Source organism: Acinetobacter sp. ANC 4910, from assembly GCF_004331035.1.
Classification (GTDB): domain Bacteria; phylum Pseudomonadota; class Gammaproteobacteria; order Pseudomonadales; family Moraxellaceae; genus Acinetobacter.
Genome location: NZ_SJNT01000005.1, coordinates 230533 through 251638, shown reverse-complemented (window position 1 = coordinate 251638; position 21106 = coordinate 230533). Strand labels below are relative to the sequence as shown.

Here is a 21106-nt window from a genome sequence, read left to right as displayed (position 1 = left end):
AGTGTATTACCTAAATTTAAAGAGAGTCTGAAAGTGCATCGATTTGACGTTGCAGTTGTTGGATTTTGGCTTCTGTACGGTCAATATTTTGATTGAGAACCCGTGTATCTTGTTGCAAGTCATTCATTTGCCAACGTGCAGCAAACAAGCCTGAATCTTCTTTGAGTGCATCTTCTGCAAAGAATAAATGGCTCTGCAAAGAGCGCTTGAGATGCTTGGGTGCAAGTTGAATTTTACCCAGTTCATGTGCCAAGGCAGGGCCAACCCAAGGACTAAGATGCACTGCTAAATCAGGTTCAGCCTGCTGCATAATTCTTTGGATATCTTGCAATAAATGGTAATCGCCCTGTACTGGAATGGTACCCACATCTTCAGCCAAAAATAATTTTAGCAGTTCCACCACATTTTTAACCTGCAAGGTTGCAGTGGCTGCTGTCGTGGTTTGTTGCGGATCAAACGGGCGTTGTTCAAAAATGGACGGACGCTCAGCCTGACCTGTGACAGTCGGTTCAAGACGAACTTTGTCTTGATCAAAGAATACATCGACCGAGAGTTGCGGGGAGTCGAGTACCACACGCAACATTTTGCCTTGCAGTTGATTGAGCTGAATACGCGTGATGGCATCTAGATCAATCACATGGTGAATCAAGCGTTCAACTGCACCGAGTGCCAGAATCGACCACATAGCTTAACCTTCACCCAGTCCGTTTAGAGTTTGAAACCACGGTGTACCGCGACGATACCACCTGTTAGGTTATGGTAGTCACAGTTCTGGAAGCCTGCCTGTTCCATCATGCCTTTTAGGGTACGTTGGTCTGGGTGCATACGGATGGATTCAGCTAAATATTTATAACTTTCAGCATCATTGGCAATAATTTTGCCCATGATTGGTAGCGCAGTGAACGAATATAAGTCGTAAAGTTTCGAGAACGGTTCAAATACAGGTTTAGAGAATTCTAAAATCAATAAGCGACCACCTGGTTTTAACACACGATACATCGCTGCCAGTGCCGCGTCTTTATCGGTCACGTTACGTAAACCAAAGCTGATGGTGAGTAGGTCAAAGCTGTTATCGGCAAAAGGTTCTAGTGTTTCCGCATTCGCCAAGACGAAGTCGACATTGGTACAGCCTGCATCAATCAGACGGTCACGACCGACGTTTAACATTGATTCGTTAATATCTGACAAGACCACATGACCCGTAGGTCCAACTTCGCGGCTAAACACTTTAGCCAAGTCACCAGTACCACCAGCAATGTCTAACACGTGTTGACCACGACGTACACCTGACATGTTAATGGCAAAACGCTTCCATAAGCGGTGAATACCAAATGACATTAGGTCATTCATGATGTCGTATTTGCTGGCAACCGAATGGAATACTTCCGCAACTTTTTGTGCTTTATCTTCACTGCTGACAGTTTGATAACCGAAGTGTGTGGTTGCACCGACGTTACCTGTGTTGGCACCGCGTGGCAGATTGTATTTTGGTACTGTGCCGCTAACAGGTGTATCGGTTAATTGTTGTTGTAATGATTGTTGCTGTCCTTGAGGGATACCTTCAGGGAGTGGGCTGTTTAGGAAGGGGCTGACTTTGTCTGTTTGTTGAGCCGACTCAGAAGTAGGGGTAGGCGTTTGATTTTCATTAGACATTCAAGTCACTCCTAACATAAAAATAGGGTTAATGTTGCAGTGCAAGCATGATGACAGATTCTTGGCCGATGTGCAGCAATCATCATGCAATTGTTATGAATAATATACAGAAAAAAACTTTAGGCTATAGATTCGCTCAAGAGTTTATCCTGCTGTGGATGTGCTTTTACTGAAAGGGATGCAGATCGCCGGCATGCACTTTGCCAATAATTTGACGCTCGATGGCGGTAAAATCTTTGACAAACTGCTCCGCCGATTTTAATGGCTTCATCGCCAAAAAACCGTCCTGCATAAACTCATACATCACATCGAAATGGTGTTTGTAAGCCACGCCTTTACACATTTTAAACGCAGTATAGACCATAAATGAGCGCATATATTTGTCGAGGCTGGCACCCAGTTGATCGAGCAGTTCCAGTTGATGTAAACGCGATTGGCCTTGATCCAGTTTTAAATAACTCAGGCGCATCATTTCGTCTGTGAGGGGGGTATTCGGAGCATAGTCTTCTAACAGTTGTAGTGCGACATGCTCATCCAACTGTACGGCAAGAATGGCCAATTCAACACCTGCAGTCCCTGTTTTAATCGCATTGTCTGGAATGAGTTTCTCTGCTTTATGCACATATTTCATCATGCGTGCAATTTGTTTGGCCAAAGCATCAAAGTCGGGGCCACCATATAAACGGTTCAAAAAGTACTGCGCCATCAATTGGTTGTTTTTTACCGCGAAGTGCTGTTGATGGGTGCGTTGCATGCGATGTTTTTGCCACATTTGCACATCTTGCAGACGTTGAAATAGCTCAGCATTATTGTGATATTGCAATTGATAGTACTGTTCTAGTAATTCATCTAGTACCGCAAGTTTAGACATGTGCTATCTCGATTTGAAACATGTGCAAATCTTAGAGCTTGTTGCACGTTCTCGCTATGACAAAATGATCGAATATGGCATGAAAATCAGCCAATTTGTCATGAAATTATACAAAGATCTGTCAAAATGCCTATTCCGCTTGTTTTATACTGAAACAAAATGATGGCTTAAAAAATTGCAAAAATAATTTGAAATTTAGGGCGGAAACTTATGGTAAAAGAACAATCAGAACCAGCCTTGGCTGATGAAGATCAGTTGTCGCTTGATTTAATCGATGCACAATATGCATTAAAAGATACCCAAGATCAGCCGAATGCCAAAAGTGTTTTGGTGTTGGTGAGCGGTATTGAACTGGCGGGTAAAGGTGAGGCGGTAAAACAACTCCGCGAATGGATGGATCCGCGTTATTTGCGGGTGAAAGCAGATGCCCCTGTCCTGTTTAACAATATACAGCCATTTTGGCAGCCTTATGCACGCTTTATTCCTGCCGAAGGGCAAATTGCCGTGATGTTTGGGAATTGGTACGGAGATTTACTCACAACGGCTTTGCATGTGTCACAGCCCTTAGATGAAACGCTCTATGATGAATATGTCGACAATATGCGTGCCTATGAACAAGACCTAAAAAACAACCATGTGGATGTGATTAAAATCTGGTTTGATTTGTCTTGGAAGTCTTTGCAAAAGCGTTTGGATAATATGGATGCCAGTGAGTTGCACTGGCATAAATTACATGGTTTAAACTGGCGCAATAAAAAACAATATGACCGCTTACAAAAATTACGACAACGCTTTACCGAAGATTGGATCATTATTGATTGTGAAGATGAAAAATCACGTGATCAACAATTTGCCAAACATGTTTTAAGAGCCTTAGAACATTGCCCAGAGCATGTGAAATCGGCACAGCATAAATGGAAGCAGGCTGATATTCCTGCAGTGCTACAACAGCCGCCTGTGGAAAAAATTGATAAGAATGAATATAAGCTAGAGCTTGATAAGTTGACCCGTAAAGTGGCAGATGCATTACGTTTTGGAGAACGCAATGTGATTATTGCCTTAGAAGGGATGGATGCCGCAGGTAAAGGCGGAGCGATTAAACGGATTGTCAAAAGTCTAGACCCGCGTGAATATGAAATTTATAGTATTGCTGCGCCTGAAAAATATGAATTGCGTCATCCATATTTGTGGCGTTTCTGGAACAAACTACAACCCAATGAACAAATTAGTATTTTTGATCGGACTTGGTATGGACGGGTTTTGGTGGAGCGGGTTGAGGGCTTTGCCAGTGATGTGGAGTGGCAGCGCGCATTCGAAGAAATTAACCGTTTTGAAAAGGATTTAAGTGATAGCCAAACGGTTGTGGTCAAAATATGGCTCTCGATTAGTAAAGATGAGCAATATACGCGTTTTAAAGAACGAGAAAAAACGCCACATAAGCGTTTTAAAATCACCCCAGAAGATTGGCGCAATCGGGAAAAGTGGGATGAATATTTGCATGCGGCGGCGGATATGTTTGAACGCACCAATACCGACTATGCACCGTGGTACATTATTGCCAATGATGACAAATACAGTGCGCGACTGGAAATTTTAAGAAGTATTTTGAAGCAACTCAAAGCCGATTAAAAATGGCTTTGAGCAATCTGATTTGGGCGAAACCTATTTTTAAACGAGTGTTTGTAGGTTTTGCTTTTGCTGAATGGATTTAGCCAATTTGTAGCAATCTTCTACATGCGCCTCGGCCACTTTTTTCATGACAAAATAGCCAAGACCTGCCGCGACCAACTGACCACCCAGAGGGATATATTTACTGACTTGTTTGGTAATCATTTTAGATGCCATGTTGTGCAATGAGTTTTTTACGGCAGTTCTTGCAACAACCAAACCAGAAAATTCAAAACCTCGTTTACGTAGTTCATGCCAGTGAATTTGTTTGGTTTCTAAATCAAACACACTGATTTGTTCGGGTGCTAAGCCAAAGCGGGCATTAATTTCGGGAATCAGTTGTGACAAAAGTCCGACATCAATCACGACATCCAAAAAAGGAACGGGGATGACGGCTGCACCGGCAGAAACATAGGCACGTTTTTGTACCATTTCTAAGCATTCAGCCCGTATTTGTTCTAGATTTAACGAGGCATCAATTGAATCGGGAATGTTGTCTATTTTCATTGTGTACTCTAAACCTTGTATCCATTTTTATATTGAAGCATCTTTAAGCTTCGATTTTCAAAGTCATTTTTAAATCGAAGTGCGATTATACCGTGACATAGACAGTACATGAAGTATAGTCAATAATCTTTATGCTTTTGTAGATTGCTGTTCATTTTTCGTTGGAGAAAAAATATTCATGGCCATTCACGTGATTCAGAGTCAACGGATTGATGTTTTACTTCAGGCCATGTTAAAAACGGTAAAATCACAAAGCAGTAATGCTTTACAGGTGTTAAAAACCCAGCATTTTATTGTGCCATCGCCCGCGGTTGAAGTTTGGCTGACCCAGCAATTGGCCGAGCAAAAAGGCATTAGTGCCAATACTCAGTTTCATCATCGTATTCGTGGTTTTCAATGGTCAGCTTATCAGTGGGTGCTGGATCAAGATAAAGAACAGGTACGTAAAGCCAATATTCCACGCATAATTATTAAATGGCGGGTTTATCAAGCCTTACTGGCCTATATTCAGCCAGAGCATTCTCCTTTGGATGCGGCACATCCGCTTGCTCCCATTGTGCAACGTATTTATGCCAGTGCCGACCAACTTGAGCAGGGTATTGAAAAACAACTGAAAAAGCAGCGCATGTTGTATTGGGTTGCTGAACAGGTGTCTAAGTTATTTAGTCATTACATGGAATACCGCGGGCATTGTCAGAAAAATTGCCCGATCAACCAATGTACTTGTCCGACCAATTGGTTACAACGTTGGGGCAATAATCAGGCGTTGCCGATTGAGCAGATGTTCTTCCAGACCAATACTGAAATCTCGGCATTTACTCTAAATCAAGCGTATGAATTGGAAGCGTGGCAGCGTTGGTTGTGGCAAGTGGTGTTTCATCAAGATTTTATGGACATGCAGCAGATTGATGCGGCATTTTGGCAGACGCTAGGCAGTGTCGAGGCACCGAATGCAGCGGCACTGAAAAAGCTGCCACAGCCCTTGGTGGTGTTTACCTTGCTGGATTTACCACCGAGTCAGTTACAGTTTTTACAGCGCTTAGGGCAATATATAGATGTGTATCTGCTGCACTATAACCCGTCTCAGGAATACTGGGCAGACAGTGTCGATCCGAACTGGAAAGCGCGTTATGACTTGCGAGTAAAAGAGCGTTTTATTGCGAAAAACCCACAGGCAAGTGATGCCGAAATTCAACAATTCTTTCAGGATTTTACCCTGCATTTTAATGCCGAAATTCGTGAATCACGCCATCCATTATTAACCCGTTTTGGTAAACAAGCACGCGATCACTTTTCATTGTTATCTGGGCTTTCTTCGGGGGAAGATGGGGTTTGGGCAGATGTATTTGTGGATGAATATCCATCTACCTTATTGGGCAAAGTCCAGTCTGATATTCTGTATTTGGTTGAACCCGAACAACATCAATTTGTGTTGGATGCACAAGATGATTCAATTCAGGTACATGTCTGTCATTCCACTTTGCGTCAACTGGAAGTGCTGAAAGAACAACTGATTGCATGGTTGGCACAAGGCAGCAAGGAGCAGCCACGCCGCCCCAGCGATATTTTGGTATTAAGTCCCAATTTAAAAGACATTGAGCCGCATATTCGGAGCATTTTTGCACCGCCTGCACGGGAGCGCGAGGCCGAGCGCATCATGCCGAATGCACAAACACGGATTAGCCAAGACAGTATTTATCTGCCTGTGAAAATTGCAGGCGTGACGCAATTGGATGCCGCCAATGCATGGCGTGCGGTATTGGGCCGTATACAACTGACGCAAGGGCGTTTTCGCTTAGATGATTTTGCCGACTGGTTGAGCTTGGCAGCCACACAGCAATGCTATGGCTTAGACATGAATAGGGTCGAACGCATGTTGGAATTGCTGGAGCAAGCAGGCTTTAAGCGGGGCTTTGATGCACCACATTTGGCCTTGAGTTTGACCAAAGGCGATCAGGACTATCGCTTCAGCTTTAAATTTGCCTTAGATCGTTTGGCCATTGGTATAGCTATTCCTGAACATACCTTATTTGACCATACCCTTAGTTTTGCAGAAGTCATGCCGAGTGATTTTGAACTGATTGCCAAATTGATTCAGATTTATCAGGATTTAGATGCACGTCGTGACTGGTTGTTGGCACACGAACAGCAGCAGCCAAAGCGCGTAGAACAGTGGCTCAAAACTTTAATGCAGGAAGTGGCAGAGTTTGAACAAGCTGGTGTAGAAGTGTTGGCCACAGTTGCACAAATTATTAAAAAGCAAGAACGAATGCTGACGCTATCCAACTTCTATGAAGGACAGGATCAATATGGCTTGGATCAGTTAAGTTTGCCCTTAACGTATTTATTGGATGAAATTCAAGCCACTTTAGATGCACAGCTCGATCAGGCGGAACCCACTGGACAGATTACTTTTAGCCAGTTGGGACAGATTCGTCCGATTCCTTATCGTCTAATTGTGATGTTGAATTTGGATAGCGGTAAATTCCCAAGTCGCAATCAGCACTTACCGTTTGATTTAATGGATATCCTGAAACCGCAATTGGGAGATCGTTCTCGTTTAGAAGATGATCAGGGGGCTTTTTTGGATGCGTTGTTATTGGCACAGCAAAGCTTGTGGTTATTTTATAAAGGTTTTGATGTCAATGATGGCGAAGTGCGTGAACCTTCCACCGCCGTGCAAGAGTTGATTCAATATTTGGCGTTGATTACCCAAAAAGTAGAGGAGGCAGAGCCGACCTGTCCAGATTTGCAGGGCTTAGAGATACCTGCACAATTGCATTCCTTGTATCAAATTCATCCTTTACAACCTTTTGATGTTTCAGGTTTTACTCAGCCAAAACCAATGCGCTTTCAAGATCATTGGTATCGGGTGGCACAGCAGATTGCAGCCCCCACGGGACAGCGTCAGGCTTGGCAAGATACGCTTTATATGGCTGCATCCAATGATTTTGTGAGTATTCAAAGTCGACAATGGATTCAGGATGTCTGTTTCCCTGCACGTTTATATTTAAAAACCCTTGGGGTAGAAAACTTAAAACCTGAAAATTTGCCCGATGAGGTTGAACCCTTGGTTTTAGACGGTTTGGGGCGTTATGCAGTCCGAAATTTCTTACAACAGCAAGGGCAAACGACCCAGCCTGAACTGTTATTAGATCAGTTGCCTGTCGGGAAAATGCAGCAAGCTGCATGGCAAATCAGTGTGATTGAACAGCAGCAATTACAAGCACGTTTGCAGCGTTATGCAGAAACAGTCACCGCCGTCACACAACAGCTTTGGAATATGAGTGCAAATATCCAGTTCCAAATCACTGTTCCATCTCAGTCGACGCAGCAATGGGTCAGTTTAGAAGCGTCGAGTGCACGTGCCAAACGACGGGTTCAGCTCTGGTTGGAATATCTGTTTTGGTTGGCACATGAAAATTTAGGCGATGCAGGGCAAGACTTGACGCGCTTGGTCGTATTCAGTGATCAGACTGTGCTGTGTCATGGGGTATCTTCCCATCAAGCACAGCAATATTTGGCAACGTGGTTTGAGATGTGGCAACACGGGCAGACGCAGCCTGTGGTTTTACCCGCAGCTTTAATATTTAAAGTCGCAGAAAAAGGTAAACAACTGGAATGGCAACCCGATGAACAGGGCCGAATGCAGATCAAAGACTGGGACAACGTGGTTAAAGATTGGCAGGATGATGGGCGTTTTGCAGGGTTTTCTGTTTTAGAAAATGAAGCCAGTGCTCAACATCGTGATTGGCAGTTTATTTTGCAACAGCAAGATAGCACGGCTTTGTTAGCACAAGCCTGCCAGCAGTATGCCTATGCGTTGTATGCCCCAATTTTTCAATATCAACAGTTGATTAAGGAATAATGCAGATGACGAATTTAACTCCCCCTGCTGCAATTTCTTATCATCCGATTGTGGATATGCAGTTTAAAGGGCTGCACTGGATTGAGGCTTCGGCAGGCACAGGTAAAACCTTTACCTTGTCTAGTTTAATGGTACGAATTTTCTTAGGTGATTATCTCCCGAATCAGGTGATTGCCACCACGTTTACCCGTGCGGCAGCGGCAGAGTTAAAGGGACGGATTCGCAGTCGTTTGCTAGATACTTTACGTTACTTTGAGACGTGCCAAAGCCTGACGCAATTGGAGCTGCAACAGAAAATCACGACAGAATCCGATCCTTTATATCAAAAAGTTTTACAGGATTATGCTCCACGGGTGGACTATGCGCGTGAACGGCTTAAATTGGTGATTGATCAACTGGATGAACTCTTTGTTGGAACCTTGGACAGTTTTAGCCAGAAGTTACTACGTGAATTTGCCTTTGAAAGTGGCAAAATTGAGCGGGTAGAAATTACCGATGACGCCAAACAATATACCCAGCAATTGATTCACGACGTACTGCGTGAATGGATTCAGCAGCAACCGCAAAATATTTTGGACTATCTGCTGCTGAATAAAAAATTAAAGTCACAACAGGCTTATGTGGCGGTGGTGGAAAACAGTCTAAATTTTGCTTCTGCACATTTTCAGGCGGTGGCTGCCCCCGAAGTGGATGTAGAGGGCTTTAGCCAGCAAGTTGAACATTTATTGGGGCTAGATTGGAGTCGTATATCTGAGTTGGCAGACTATTATTCTGCCGAAGGAGCCCATTTTAAGTTACTGGCCAAGAAATGGCGTGATGACAACAAATTACAGCAACTCTTGACGGTTAAGTTGCCTGAATTGTTGGAGGTGTTAAAGCAGCAAGGGACTTATGCCTTATTCGCGCCCTTATATGCCGAAACCCTGAAAAATCTGAGCGATGCCACCCAAAAAGTCTTGAACAAATGCCCAGATGAGGTTTTACAGGGATTTCAACAGCATCCCCTGATTCGTGAACTGACCGCTTTTATGCACAGTCTAGACCAGCTCAGTTTTGATCTAGAAACATTAGACAGTTATTTGCAGTTCTATCTGGCCTCGGAAGTGAAAAAACGCTTGCCGCAGATCTTGCAGCAAAAGGGCGAAACCACCTTTGCACAGCAAATTCGTACTTTGGCTGATGCCTTGCAAGATGTGCAAGGCGCGCGCTTTGCTCGTTTTGTTCAAGCCCGTTATCCCTTAATTTTGGTGGATGAGTTTCAGGATACCAATCAAGATCAGGACAATATGTTGGCTCGCATCTGGCGTGATGCAGGACATTATGCCAAAGGCTGCATGATAATGGTGGGTGATCCGAAACAGGCGATTTACGGCTTCCGTGGCGGAGACATGCTGACCTATAACAAAGCACGTGCCGATGTGCTGAGTAAGCAAGGGCGCTTGTACAGTTTGAAATATAATCATCGTTCTGTACCTGAATTGGTCACGGTGGTCAATGCTTTATTCCAGCGCCAAATCCAATTGGGAGAGGAGGTTGAATATAGTGCCGTTGAGGCAGGACCACGACCACATCCAATTTTAGTCGATGTGCAAGGCAACAACCATCAGCCTTTGCGCTGGTTGATGCTGCAAGACAAAAAAGATGAATTTATTCAAGTGGCGTGGAAAATTCGTGATTTGCTGAATCAAGGCATTCAGCAGCAGTTGTATTTGGCAGAAGCCACAGGCAACCGTGGCATTGATGAAAATGATATTGCGATTTTATCTAAAAGCCATGATGGCTTAGATAAGGTGCAATATGAATTAGAACGTTTGGGCATTCGCGTCAATCGACCTTCCAAGCGGAGTGTATTTGATGGTCCAATTGCACAAGACGTGGCAGCCATTTTGACCGCAATCATGCATCCTTATGATGAGGCCAAGGTCAAGCGAGCATTGCTGACACGGTTACTCAACTTCCAACTCAGTCAATTAATAGCGTTGGAACAACGTCCCGAAGGATTGAGTCAGTTTATTGAAGATTTTGATTACATTCGGGAAATGTGGTTTAACACGGGCTTTTTAAGTGCGTGGCAATATGCCTTGAACTTGTTTAAAGCTTGGTCAAATTTGGTGGCGAACCAAAGTCGTGATAATGAACGCTGTGTAGTGAACTTACGCCATTTAACCGAATTGCTCAGTCAACATAGTGAGCAATTTCAGGGACCACAGGCGCTATATCACTGGTATCTCAGGCAGATTCAAGCGCCGAGTGAGCGTGAATGGGAACTGGAACGAAAACTGTCGAATGAAGCAGGCGTGCAGTTGATGACCGTTCACCAATCCAAAGGTTTGGAATTTAAGATTGTATTCCTGTTAGGAGCTGATAAAGATTTTCGGGAAATGAACAAAACCCTGAATTTTTCCACGCAACCGTTGCCCGATCCCGTTACCGGGCAGCCCGAAATGCAGCGTGTGATTGCCGTGAATGACAAGCATCTTTTGGATGAGCTGGCCATTCAGCAGCATAATGCACGCGCAGAAGCAGAGCAGCATCGTTTATGGTATGTGGCACTGACCCGTGCCAGTCATCGGGTTTATGCCATATTGCAAGATCAGGCAGGTAAATCGACCACGGGCTTAGCATTTTGGCGTGGGCATGCCGCACAGGTTTTTCAGCATCCATATAGTGTCGATGAAGCGGTGTTAAGCGAGTGTCCTCCAGTATTGAAACGGATGCAAGATCAGCATATTCCTGAACTGTATGCCGCCGAATTTCCAACGCAACGTTTTTATCCGCGTGCAAAAACCAGTTTTAGTGCATTGGCACAGCATTTGAGTCGGCAGCAAGCATTAGATGCATTGGCTGTGCAGCGTGAACAGCGACAAAGTGCTGCGGATGAAATGAATCTCGAAGTTGTAGAATTGTCTGAGGAGGTTGTTCAACCGATCCATTGGATTCAGCGTCAATTTCCGATGGGGACTTTGGCGGGTAATTTTTTGCATGAGATCTTTGAACACATTGATTTTCAAAAGCAACAAGACTGGAAAATCGAAATCCGCCGTCGTTTTAAAAATGATTATCCAAGTTTATGGCAGGCGTTGTGTGAAAAATATCAGCAAGACTTTCAGCAGGTGGATGAAGAACAATTACTGATGTGGATGGCTGAATGGTTGGCACAGGTGTTGTCTACCCCCTTATATCAGCAGTTCTGCCTCAACCAGTTGAATGCAGACTCATATCTGGCAGAGTTTCCATTTTATTTGGCCTTGTCCAATCACGTTTTGGCCATTAAACGCATACAGGACTTATATGCTGAATATGGCATTTATATGCCAGAACTCAATCCTGCAAATTCGGCACGTTATTTAACAGGCTCTATCGACTTGGTTTATTTCGATGGGCAGCGTTACCAGATTGCCGATTATAAGAGTAATTTTTTAGGTGTAAATGTTATGGATTACACGCCAACAAAGTTACAAGAAAGCATGTCCCATGCCAGTTACTGGTTGCAAGCGGGACTGTATTTGGTTGCGTTACATCGTTATTTACAAGTGCAGTTGCAAGATTATGACATTCAAAAACATTTAGGCGGTGCAAGTTATCTGTATTTGCGCGGTATGCATGGCGATGCACAATATGGGGTCAACTATTGGTGCCCTGACGCAGAATTTATACTGCGTTTAGATGCATTATTGGGCTACTTTGCTGAAGAGCATGCTCATAAAAGTGCATCAACACCTTTGGCTACTATGTAAAAACAATGAATTAAGCTGTGGATAACTTTGAGGATAACTGTGTGGAAAACAAGCAGGAACAGCAATTGAATGCTGAATGGATTAAATCGTGGAGTCAATATCTTCAGCAGCCTCCTTTTAGTGCAACGCCAAACCCACAAGCAGATGCAGTTATACAGTCGGTATTAGAAGCGATGTTACAGGGCAACAGTTGCGTGTTGTTTGAACCTGATGCTGTACAAACTTTGGGTCATTTGGCCATCAGTGAAAATGAGGTGACACATCGGGTTGCACCTTTCATTTATGATACACAATATTTATACCTGTATCGTTACTGGAAACAGGAAGCTACTTTGGCACGGCATGTGGCGAGGTTAAAACAACAAACGGTTCCCGTTGTTGATCATCAAGTTTACTCGAGTTTGCTGAGTGATGAACATCAACAGCAGGCATTAAGCATGGTGTGTCAGCACGCCTTGAGTATTATTACAGGTGGACCAGGGACAGGTAAAACATACACTTTGGCACGTATTATTGCGGCATTGAACCAGTCTTTACCGCATTTACGCATTGCGATGGCAGCACCCACAGGCAAGGCCGCGCAACGCATGAAAGAAGCCCTGCAAAATGCCTTGAATGATGAGATATTGCAGCCTTTAGTTACTCCCGCTTTAAAACAATTAAATCCCGTTACATTGCATCGCTTGTTGGGTTTAGGGCATTCTGCTCGTCCACGCTATGATGCCGAACAACCATTACCCTATGATGTGATTGTGGTGGATGAAGCCTCGATGTTGGATTTGAATCTGGCCAGTATGTTACTTGCTGCCGTGCCCAATCAAGCTCGGTTGATTTTACTGGGAGATGCCAATCAATTGGCCTCGGTTGATGTTGGGGCGGTATTGGCCGATTTACAGCAAGTGAATGCTTTGCAAGAGAATCGGGTACATTTAAAAACCAGTCGACGCTTTGAGGGAGAAGCCTTAATTGGGCAAATGGCAGCATTTATTCAACAGCCACCAACAGGCATATCCCCTCAAGCATTGCTGGAACAATTTCACCAACAGGTGGTTGCACCGACTGAAATTAAAGCTGTGCCACTTTTAGCCAAGATGCCGAATGTATTGCAACTGGAGTACTTTGCTCAAGCGCATCCCACATCAGAGCAATATTACGATCAACTGATGTTGGGCTATCAGCATTATATTGAAGTATTGAAAACGCATTTGACTGCGGAAGATCCAGATGCTTCTCTTCAGCATGTGATTCAGGTTTTTGATGATTACCGTATTCTCACGGCCATTCGACATGGTGCATTTGGCTTGAAACAGCTTAATCAACAGATGGAACAACGCTTACTGAATGAACTCAGTCGCTACACGACCAAACAAGGGGACTGGTATGTTGGGCGCCCTGTGATGATGACTTATAATGACTATCAATTAGGATTATCTAATGGGGATATTGGCATCTGTTTTAAAAGGCAACGTCAAGGACAGTCTCAGTTTGAAGTCTATTTCCCAAGTTTAGAAAAATGGGTTCTGGCAACACGCTTACCTAAAAGTATAGAAACTGCATTTGCATTGACCATTCATAAATCACAAGGTTCAGAGTTCACGCATACGGCAGTGGTTTTGGATGCACAAGCGCAAAATTTGCTGAGTCAGGAATTGCTTTATACAGCAATTACGCGTGCTAAAACGGTGGTGAGTTTATTGGCAGATCCTCAGGCTTTGGCACAAGCGTTGTCTAAAAGGACGACTCGGGTGAGTGGAGTTTTAGAAAAAATAAAAGGTATTTTGGATTATTAACTTGTACTACATAATAGGATGCTTTGTACGAAAAAGCTTACATTGATTCAAGATATTTGCGCCTAGAGCTTTCATATGGTTTCTGAGAAGATGAGTTCACATAAAGAGCACAACACGGAACGTTGAGCCATAATCGCAAAAGGATAAGAACAAAGTCGGAATATGACAGCGAACTTACAGTGAAGTAGGTGAAAGAGGAAACTTACAGCCGCTAAGCCTTGTAGTTTTGGGAGAGACTACAGGGCTTTTTTATTGACTTGAATTTTGTTTTCAGTAATACATTTTTTTTCATGGACTTCATTTCTGCTGATGTAAACCCATGTACGCAAAAACGTACACTGAGTTGGGAAAAACACCTCTAGTCTTCTAATTTTATTGTGGCAAAATATTACACATAAGGACATAAAGTGGAAACAAGGATTGTTTGTCACAATAAGCACATTATGTGCAATAACTAAAACAAATATAACAATAAATATAAGAACTACAGCGCAATGAAAAAAGCCCAAGCTTTGCTTGGGCTTTTTTCTTTCTGCTTGAATATGTTTTATGGTTTGCAAAAAGTATCAAAAGTTTGAATATTTAAAACATGATGCAACCAGTATTAAATTGTTTCTAGTGAGAATCAAAGCACATTATTTGGGTATTGCAGTCCGATGTATGGGGTGTTGCATACAGCATGGTCAACTGTTCACTGACATTTTATTATTTGAATAGATTCGGAATAATTACATTGTTAGTGGGCTGTGTATTTTCGCTTAAAAAGGGCATTGCTCAAATTTGGTAGTTTACTCAGTCAGAAAATGTATCTTTCACAGTTAAATTTTATGAAAATTGTGATCCAATATTCATTTTTTTAAATTTTAATTTTGGATGGAATGACATTTTGTATCAGATTGAATGTTTGCAGCCCAAAATTAGGTTGTTTTTTGTTTAGTAAATTTAAATAGTGTGCATATTTTGCAATCATCACCATTTTACCTTAAAATATCGGACTTGCTGTAGTGATGCACGGCAGTCAAATTGGTTTTGAAGAATCAATTTGATTTGTATCAAATGTAACTTATAAGCATCTCGGAGAAATCGAATGGCTTTAACAAACACAGATCGCGCAGAAATCATCGCTAAATTTGCTCGTGCTGAAAACGACACTGGTTCACCAGAAGTTCAAGTAGCGCTTTTAACTGCTCAAATTAATGACTTACAAGGTCACTTTAAAGAGCACAAACACGACCACCATAGCCGTCGCGGTCTTATCCGTATGGTTAACCAACGTCGTAAGTTACTTGACTACCTAAATGGTAAAGATCATGGCCGTTATGTTGCTTTGATCGGTGCTTTAGGTTTACGTCGTTAATTCGATTGAAACTTTTATTTTCGGATTATTGCATGTCAAATGCTGTATTACTGAAAACTGAAGTATATCTAGCTCTGTCTAGATAATGGGGAAGGGGCGAATGTTTCGCTCCTTCTTTGTGTTTGAAAATAGTGTGTCTAGTGAGGTCGGCTTCTAAGCTTTGTCATTTGCGCAAGCTTTTTGGTTGCGAATGCCAAACCTTAGGGGTCTCCACTAGAATAGCTGTTCACAAGAACTAGGAAAAAAATACATGTCTATGTTTAATATTATTCGTAAAGAATTCCAATACGGTCAGTACAATGTAGTACTTGAAACAGGTCGTGTTGCACGTCAAGCAAACACAGTTGTGGTTACTATGGGTGGCGTGACTGTTTTAGTTGCAGTTGTTGCACAGCCTAAAGCAAAAGCGGGTCAAGATTTCTTCCCACTAACTGTTAACTATCAAGAAAAACAATATGCTGCGGGTCGTATCCCTGGTGGTTATGGCAAGCGTGAAGGTCGTGCGTCTGAAGCTGAAACTTTAATTTCACGCTTGATTGACCGTCCAATTCGTCCATTGTTCCCAGAAGGTTATTTCAACGAAATTCAAGTAACTGCAACAGTTATTTCTTCTGATAAAACTATGGAAGCTGATATTGCGGCAATGTTAGGTACATCTGCTGCGATGTCGATTGCTGGCACACCGTTCCGTGGTCCAATTGGTGGCGCACGTGTTGGTTTAATCAACGGTGAATATATTCTTAACCCAAACAATGAACAGTTGAAAGAAAGTGATCTTGACCTTGTGGTTGCAGGTACAGAATCAGCAGTTCTTATGGTTGAATCTGAAGCGAAAGAACTTTCAGAAGACCAAATGTTGGGTGCGGTGCTTTTCGGTCATGACGAAATGCAAATCGCGATTCAAGCCATTAAAGAATTTGCAGCCGCTGCGGGTGCAGTTGAGTCAACTTGGGTTGCTCCAACTAAAAATGAAGTTCTTCTTGAGCAATTAAAAGCTGCTTTCGAAGCGAAAATTTCTGAAGCTTATACCATTGCAGTTAAGCAAGACCGTTATGCGGCACTTGATGCACTTTATGCAGAAGCAGTTGCACAGTTTGTTCCTGAAAATGATGAAACTGGTATTGCTGACGAAGTAAATGAACTCTTTGAAGATTTGAAATACCGTACCGTACGTGACAATATTTTGTCTGGTAAACCGCGTATTGATGGTCGTGACACGAAAACTGTTCGTGCGATTGACGTTCAAGTGGGTGTTTTAGGCCGTGCACACGGTTCTGCATTGTTCACACGCGGTGAAACTCAGGCGTTGGTAACTACGACTTTGGGTAATACTCGTGATGCCTTGATGGTAGATACTTTGTCTGGTACGAAAACAGATAACTTCATGTTGCACTACAACTTCCCTGCATACTCTGTAGGTGAAACAGGTCGTGAATCTGGTCCTAAGCGTCGTGAAATTGGTCACGGTCGTTTGGCACGTCGTGGTGTACAAGCTGTTCTTCCTGCGGCTGATCGCTTCCCGTACGTGATTCGTATCGTATCGGATATTACTGAATCAAACGGCTCATCTTCAATGGCTTCTGTATGTGGTGCTTCTTTATCCCTTATGGATGCAGGTGTTCCATTGAAAGCACCAGTTGCGGGTATCGCAATGGGTCTAGTGAAAGAAGGCGAGCGTTTCGCAGTACTTTCTGACATCTTGGGTGATGAAGATCACTTAGGTGATATGGACTTTAAAGTAGCAGGTTCTGCCAACGGTATTACTGCACTTCAAATGGATATCAAGATTGAAGGGATTACTGAAGAGATCATGGAATCTGCATTAAACCAAGCTTATGCTGGTCGTATGCACATTTTGAACGAAATGAACCAAGTAATTTCTCGTGCACGTTCTGAAATTTCAATGCATGCACCAACGTTCCAAGTGATCAACATCAACCCAGACAAGATTCGTGACGTGATTGGTAAAGGTGGTGCAACCATCCGTGCCATTACGGAAGAAACGAAAGCTGCAATTGATATTGAAGACAACGGTACAGTTCGTGTATTTGGTGAAACTAAAGCTGCTGCTGCTGCCGCTGTTGCAAAAATCCAAGCACTTACTGCTGAAATTGAGCCAGGCACAATTTACACAGGTAAAGTGATTCGTATTGTTGAATTCGGTGCGTTCGTAAATATTTTACCGGGTACTGATGGCTTACTTCACATTTCACAAATTTCAAACGAACGTATTGCCAATGTTGCAGACGTGTTGTCTGAAGGTCAAGAAGTGAGAGTACAAGTTGCTGATGTCGACAACCGTGGTCGTATCAAGTTAACCATGAAAGATGTTGAACAAGTTTAATGTTTTGATCATCTTTTAATAAAAAGCCTGCTCGACTGAGCGGGCTTTTTTATGCTTAAGTTTTTTATTTCAGTGCGGTGTAAAGCGATAAAGTTTGTGGTGAAATTACGATAAAAATGAATATCCTAAGCATAATGCATTACACTCAACCGCATGAATTAAACAACAAGATTGACGGAATAGAGTGACAGAATAGATGCAAAGCTACTATTTTTATCAACATCCTACGGATGCTTATATTTACGTACAACAACAGGCCTTAGATGATGTGGAGCCTGAATTTATCTGGATTGATAGTACCCGAGAAGATGTCGTAAATCATGCCGAACACTGGCAAAGTCAAATGTTTGAAATAACAGGGGTGAGTCTGAACGAGTTTCACTTAAGAGATATTTTGAATCTGGAGCATCCGTGTGCTTTCGATGCGATGGAAGATTATGACTTGCTCATTTTCCGAAAACTCATTACGCCAGATGACAAAATTCAGACTGGTGAACAAGCTTTAGAGCAGCATGAGCGTTTTTTTGGGCTCTCCACTACACCGATTAGTTTTATCCTGACGTCACAGGTGTTAATTACCGTACGGGAGCAGGGCAATCAAATTATTGAGCAATATATTGAACGGGTAAAATCAATTGCGGCACGCGCTCTGAATGAGCAAAACAAACCCCGTAAACTGTCGCATAGTCCTTTAGATTTGGCTTTACGTTTACTCAATGCCATGGTTGATGGTTATTTAGATTTGAGAGTTCCGTTGACACGACGTGTAGAATATTGGCAACAGGAGTTATTGCAAGGCCATCGACGTTTTACCAAGTGGAATCAGTTGTTGCAAGAAAACATGGCATTTCAGCAAATTGAAAATTTGTGCGAAGAGCAAATAGAGGTTTTGCAAGAACTACGCGATGAAATTGTTGAAAACTATGCACACTTGAAATCTAAAAAACGCTCCGAAAAACGCGATATTGTGTTGGTACGTACCGATGATTTGGTCAGTCATGTAGAACGGATTCAAAAGCATACGACGCGTTTACGCAGTGCCGTACAGGCCGCAATAGAATTACATTTTTCAGCGATTGCTAACCAAACCAATGAAAATATGCGGATTCTGGCAATTATTACCGCCATTTTTGCACCATTAACTTTGCTGACAGGGATATATGGTATGAATTTTGAATTTATACCAGGATTAAAATCTCCCATTGGCTTTTGGTTGATGTTGATGGTGATGTTGATCACGACCGTTTGGCTCATATTATATTTCTATCGTCGGCATTTGGTGGGTCGTGGAGAAAAAAGCGTCATTGATATGTTGGCACAGCAACATCAAGATCAGCATGTGGGCTTACTCTGGTTTCTAGATTATGAACCCATCAAGCAAGGGGTTAAAGTGACCTTGAAAGAAGTAGAAAAATTGACAAAATTAAAATAATCACGAGACAATACAAGAAGATGTCACGAAACTGACATCTTCATTTTATATGCTCTATATAGCCTAAAAAGTACGATCTGATTTTATTTTAATGGCATCATGCACCACTTAGGCTTGTGAATTTACATGATGTTGTAGTAAGCGATAAATCTCATCCTTGAGACGCAGTTTTTTACGCTTTAACGCTTCAATATCATCATTGATACGAAACACAGGATTCAACTCACGTTGGTAAATTTCCTGATCTAGCTCTGCGTGTTCTTCGAAAATTTTCGCAAAACGCGGATTATCCTGACGTAATTGTGGAATAATTTCACGATGCTCAGGGAACATCAGTTTAACTTTCTTGTTACATTCTTTTGTGTTCATAGTGACCGTATTTCTCTCAAGTGAATGATAAAAGAACAACAACCCATTCAATGATGTTTCAATATCAAGGAACGGGCTGCATTAAGGGTTTATGATTCTTGTATGTGAGCATGTCGAACTTGGCGACGTAATTGTTGTACTTCATCAATCAGATCCAACATCATAGCGACTGCCGAAAAACTGGCATCAAAGTCACGTTGTAAACGATAGGCTTTACGCGCACGTGTGACATCTTCACCAAAGAATTGATGAATCCGCTCTTCTGGGCGTGTGGCTAAAATATCGTATTCCAACAGTTGTAAAACCCATTCTGGGCTTTGACCACAGGCTTCGGCAAAATGTTTTAAATCGAAACTACGATGTTCATCGACGATCTCTGCGGTGCTATAACCGTCGCAAATAATTTCTCGATAATGAATAGTTGTCATAGCGTTCTCCTTAAAGTTGTCGAGGCTTAAACTGCTTAAAGGCTTCAGCAAAAGCGCGGTAAGCTTGTTCTTGCTCAGCGTTGTGTGCAGGTGGATTCACAATATTTAGAATTAAGAATAAATGTCCTGCTGTTTTATTGGGAATCCCTTGATTTTTTAAACGTAATTGTTGTCCTGTTTTGGCATTTTTGGGTAGGTTCACCTGAACTTTAGTGCCTGCTGGTGTGAGTAACTCAATTTGTTGTCCTAACGCAGCTTCCCATGGGGTTACAGGCAGCGTGTAATAGATATCTGCACCTTCAACGCGGTATTGTGCGGTATCTTTGTAGTAAATTTCGATATACAAATCACCATTTTCACCCCCATGGATACCCGTTTGTCCTTGACCTGCTAAGCGAATTTGTTGTCCTTCTTTCATTCCTTTCGGAATTTTGACTTCTAGGGTTTTACGTTGGACTTCTGGTTCACCATAGGCGTTAATGCTTGGAATTTGCAGCGTAATCTGTTGAGAAGTGCCATGAAAGGCAACGTCTAATTCAACCTCTAGCTTGGCATGTTGATCTTCACCCCGAAAAGATGACTGTTTTTGTTTATATTGATAATTGCCTCCTCCAAAACCAGTTCCAAAGCGACCAAATAAGTCCTCAAAACCTGAGAAATCGGATGTACTGCCTTGGTTAAATCCTTGTCGATAAAATTGAGCATCATCAAACCCAGACGCACCTGCCTGTCCCCCAAATCCTGAAAAACCTTCAGGATGATCTAAGATGAAGTCATATTCTTTTTTCTTTTCTTCGTTACTCAGCGTGTCGTATGCGACGTTGAGTTCTTGCATACGGGTTTCAGCATCACTTTCTTTACTAATATCAGGATGGTACTTTCGCGCCAACTTTCGATAGGCTTTTTTAATTTGGTCAGGAGGAGCATCGCGTGGTACTCCCAGAATTTCATAATAATTTTTAGACATACGTGTTTAATAAAATCGATGATAATTTAATCAATATTATTATGTCTTTCTGAAAGTGGGAAGTAGTGTAGAACTGTTCGTATTTGTTTCAAATCATGACAATCAAAAAAAGCCC

General features: G+C 42.4%; 14 protein-coding genes. 7 read left to right on the top strand and 7 right to left on the bottom strand.

All coding sequences use genetic code 11. The features are described 5' to 3' along the window. Window positions 1-16 precede the first annotated feature (16 nt). The 3 genes from E0H82_RS07600 to E0H82_RS07590 all read right to left on the bottom strand — a co-directional run bounded on the left by E0H82_RS07600 (window position 17) and on the right by E0H82_RS07590 (window position 2524). Complete coding sequence (locus tag E0H82_RS07600) at window positions 17-685, bottom strand: ubiquinone biosynthesis accessory factor UbiJ (RefSeq protein ID WP_131264084.1); 669 nt, start codon at window positions 683-685, stop codon at window positions 17-19. A 23-nt stretch (window positions 686-708) separates the two neighbouring features. Beyond that, entirely contained in the window at window positions 709-1653 is a 945-nt protein-coding gene (gene ubiE / locus E0H82_RS07595) for a bifunctional demethylmenaquinone methyltransferase/2-methoxy-6-polyprenyl-1,4-benzoquinol methylase UbiE (protein WP_131264083.1), read from the bottom strand. Between the two features lie 166 nt (window positions 1654-1819). Then, window positions 1820-2524: an FFLEELY motif protein gene (locus tag E0H82_RS07590; RefSeq protein WP_131264082.1), complete on the bottom strand. Its 705-nt coding sequence runs from the start codon at window positions 2522-2524 to the stop codon at window positions 1820-1822. Between the two features lie 210 nt (window positions 2525-2734). Here E0H82_RS07590 and E0H82_RS07585 point away from each other — a divergent pair, with 210 nt between their 5' ends. Then, window positions 2735-4153, top strand: coding sequence for a phosphate--AMP phosphotransferase (locus tag E0H82_RS07585; RefSeq protein WP_131264081.1), 1419 nt, complete (start codon window positions 2735-2737; stop codon window positions 4151-4153). 39 nt (window positions 4154-4192) lie between these two features. On the opposite strand, the gene E0H82_RS07580 is transcribed toward E0H82_RS07585, so the two are convergent. Further along, on the bottom strand, window positions 4193-4699 hold the full coding sequence (locus E0H82_RS07580; RefSeq protein ID WP_131264080.1) for a hypothetical protein: 507 nt from the start codon (window positions 4697-4699) through the stop codon (window positions 4193-4195). A gap of 178 nt (window positions 4700-4877) precedes the next feature. Between E0H82_RS07580 and E0H82_RS07575 the strand changes: the two genes are divergently transcribed. The 6 genes from E0H82_RS07575 to E0H82_RS07550 all read left to right on the top strand — a co-directional run bounded on the left by E0H82_RS07575 (window position 4878) and on the right by E0H82_RS07550 (window position 19227). Then, window positions 4878-8567 (top strand): exodeoxyribonuclease V subunit gamma, encoded by a 3690-nt coding sequence (locus E0H82_RS07575; protein ID WP_131264079.1) that lies wholly within the window; start codon window positions 4878-4880, stop codon window positions 8565-8567. Next, the gene (locus tag E0H82_RS07570) at window positions 8567-12304 is read left to right on the top strand and encodes a UvrD-helicase domain-containing protein (protein WP_131264078.1); all 3738 of its coding nucleotides are present in this window, start codon (window positions 8567-8569) and stop codon (window positions 12302-12304) included. Before E0H82_RS07575 ends, E0H82_RS07570 begins: the two co-directional genes overlap by 1 nt. A gap of 41 nt (window positions 12305-12345) precedes the next feature. Beyond that, complete coding sequence (recD, locus tag E0H82_RS07565) at window positions 12346-14094, top strand: exodeoxyribonuclease V subunit alpha (RefSeq protein WP_213073959.1); 1749 nt, start codon at window positions 12346-12348, stop codon at window positions 14092-14094. A 1087-nt stretch (window positions 14095-15181) separates the two neighbouring features. Next, window positions 15182-15451, top strand: coding sequence for a 30S ribosomal protein S15 (gene rpsO, locus E0H82_RS07560; RefSeq protein ID WP_004656162.1), 270 nt, complete (start codon window positions 15182-15184; stop codon window positions 15449-15451). Window positions 15452-15707: 256 nt separating this feature from the next. Then, the gene (gene pnp / locus E0H82_RS07555) at window positions 15708-17795 is read left to right on the top strand and encodes a polyribonucleotide nucleotidyltransferase (RefSeq protein ID WP_171458273.1); all 2088 of its coding nucleotides are present in this window, start codon (window positions 15708-15710) and stop codon (window positions 17793-17795) included. Between the two features lie 196 nt (window positions 17796-17991). Next, window positions 17992-19227, top strand: a complete 1236-nt coding sequence (locus E0H82_RS07550) for a magnesium transporter CorA family protein (RefSeq protein WP_131264075.1) — start codon at window positions 17992-17994, stop codon at window positions 19225-19227. Between the two features lie 108 nt (window positions 19228-19335). Here E0H82_RS07550 and E0H82_RS07545 read toward each other — a convergent pair whose 3' ends face one another. The 3 genes from E0H82_RS07545 to E0H82_RS07535 form a co-directional block, all read right to left on the bottom strand. After that, window positions 19336-19596, bottom strand: coding sequence for a YdcH family protein (locus E0H82_RS07545; RefSeq protein ID WP_131264074.1), 261 nt, complete (start codon window positions 19594-19596; stop codon window positions 19336-19338). An 89-nt stretch (window positions 19597-19685) separates the two neighbouring features. Then, complete coding sequence (locus E0H82_RS07540) at window positions 19686-20024, bottom strand: chaperone modulator CbpM (RefSeq protein WP_131264073.1); 339 nt, start codon at window positions 20022-20024, stop codon at window positions 19686-19688. Between the two features lie 10 nt (window positions 20025-20034). Beyond that, window positions 20035-20991: a DnaJ C-terminal domain-containing protein gene (locus E0H82_RS07535; protein ID WP_131264072.1), complete on the bottom strand. Its 957-nt coding sequence runs from the start codon at window positions 20989-20991 to the stop codon at window positions 20035-20037. Between the last annotated feature and the right edge of the window lie 115 nt (window positions 20992-21106).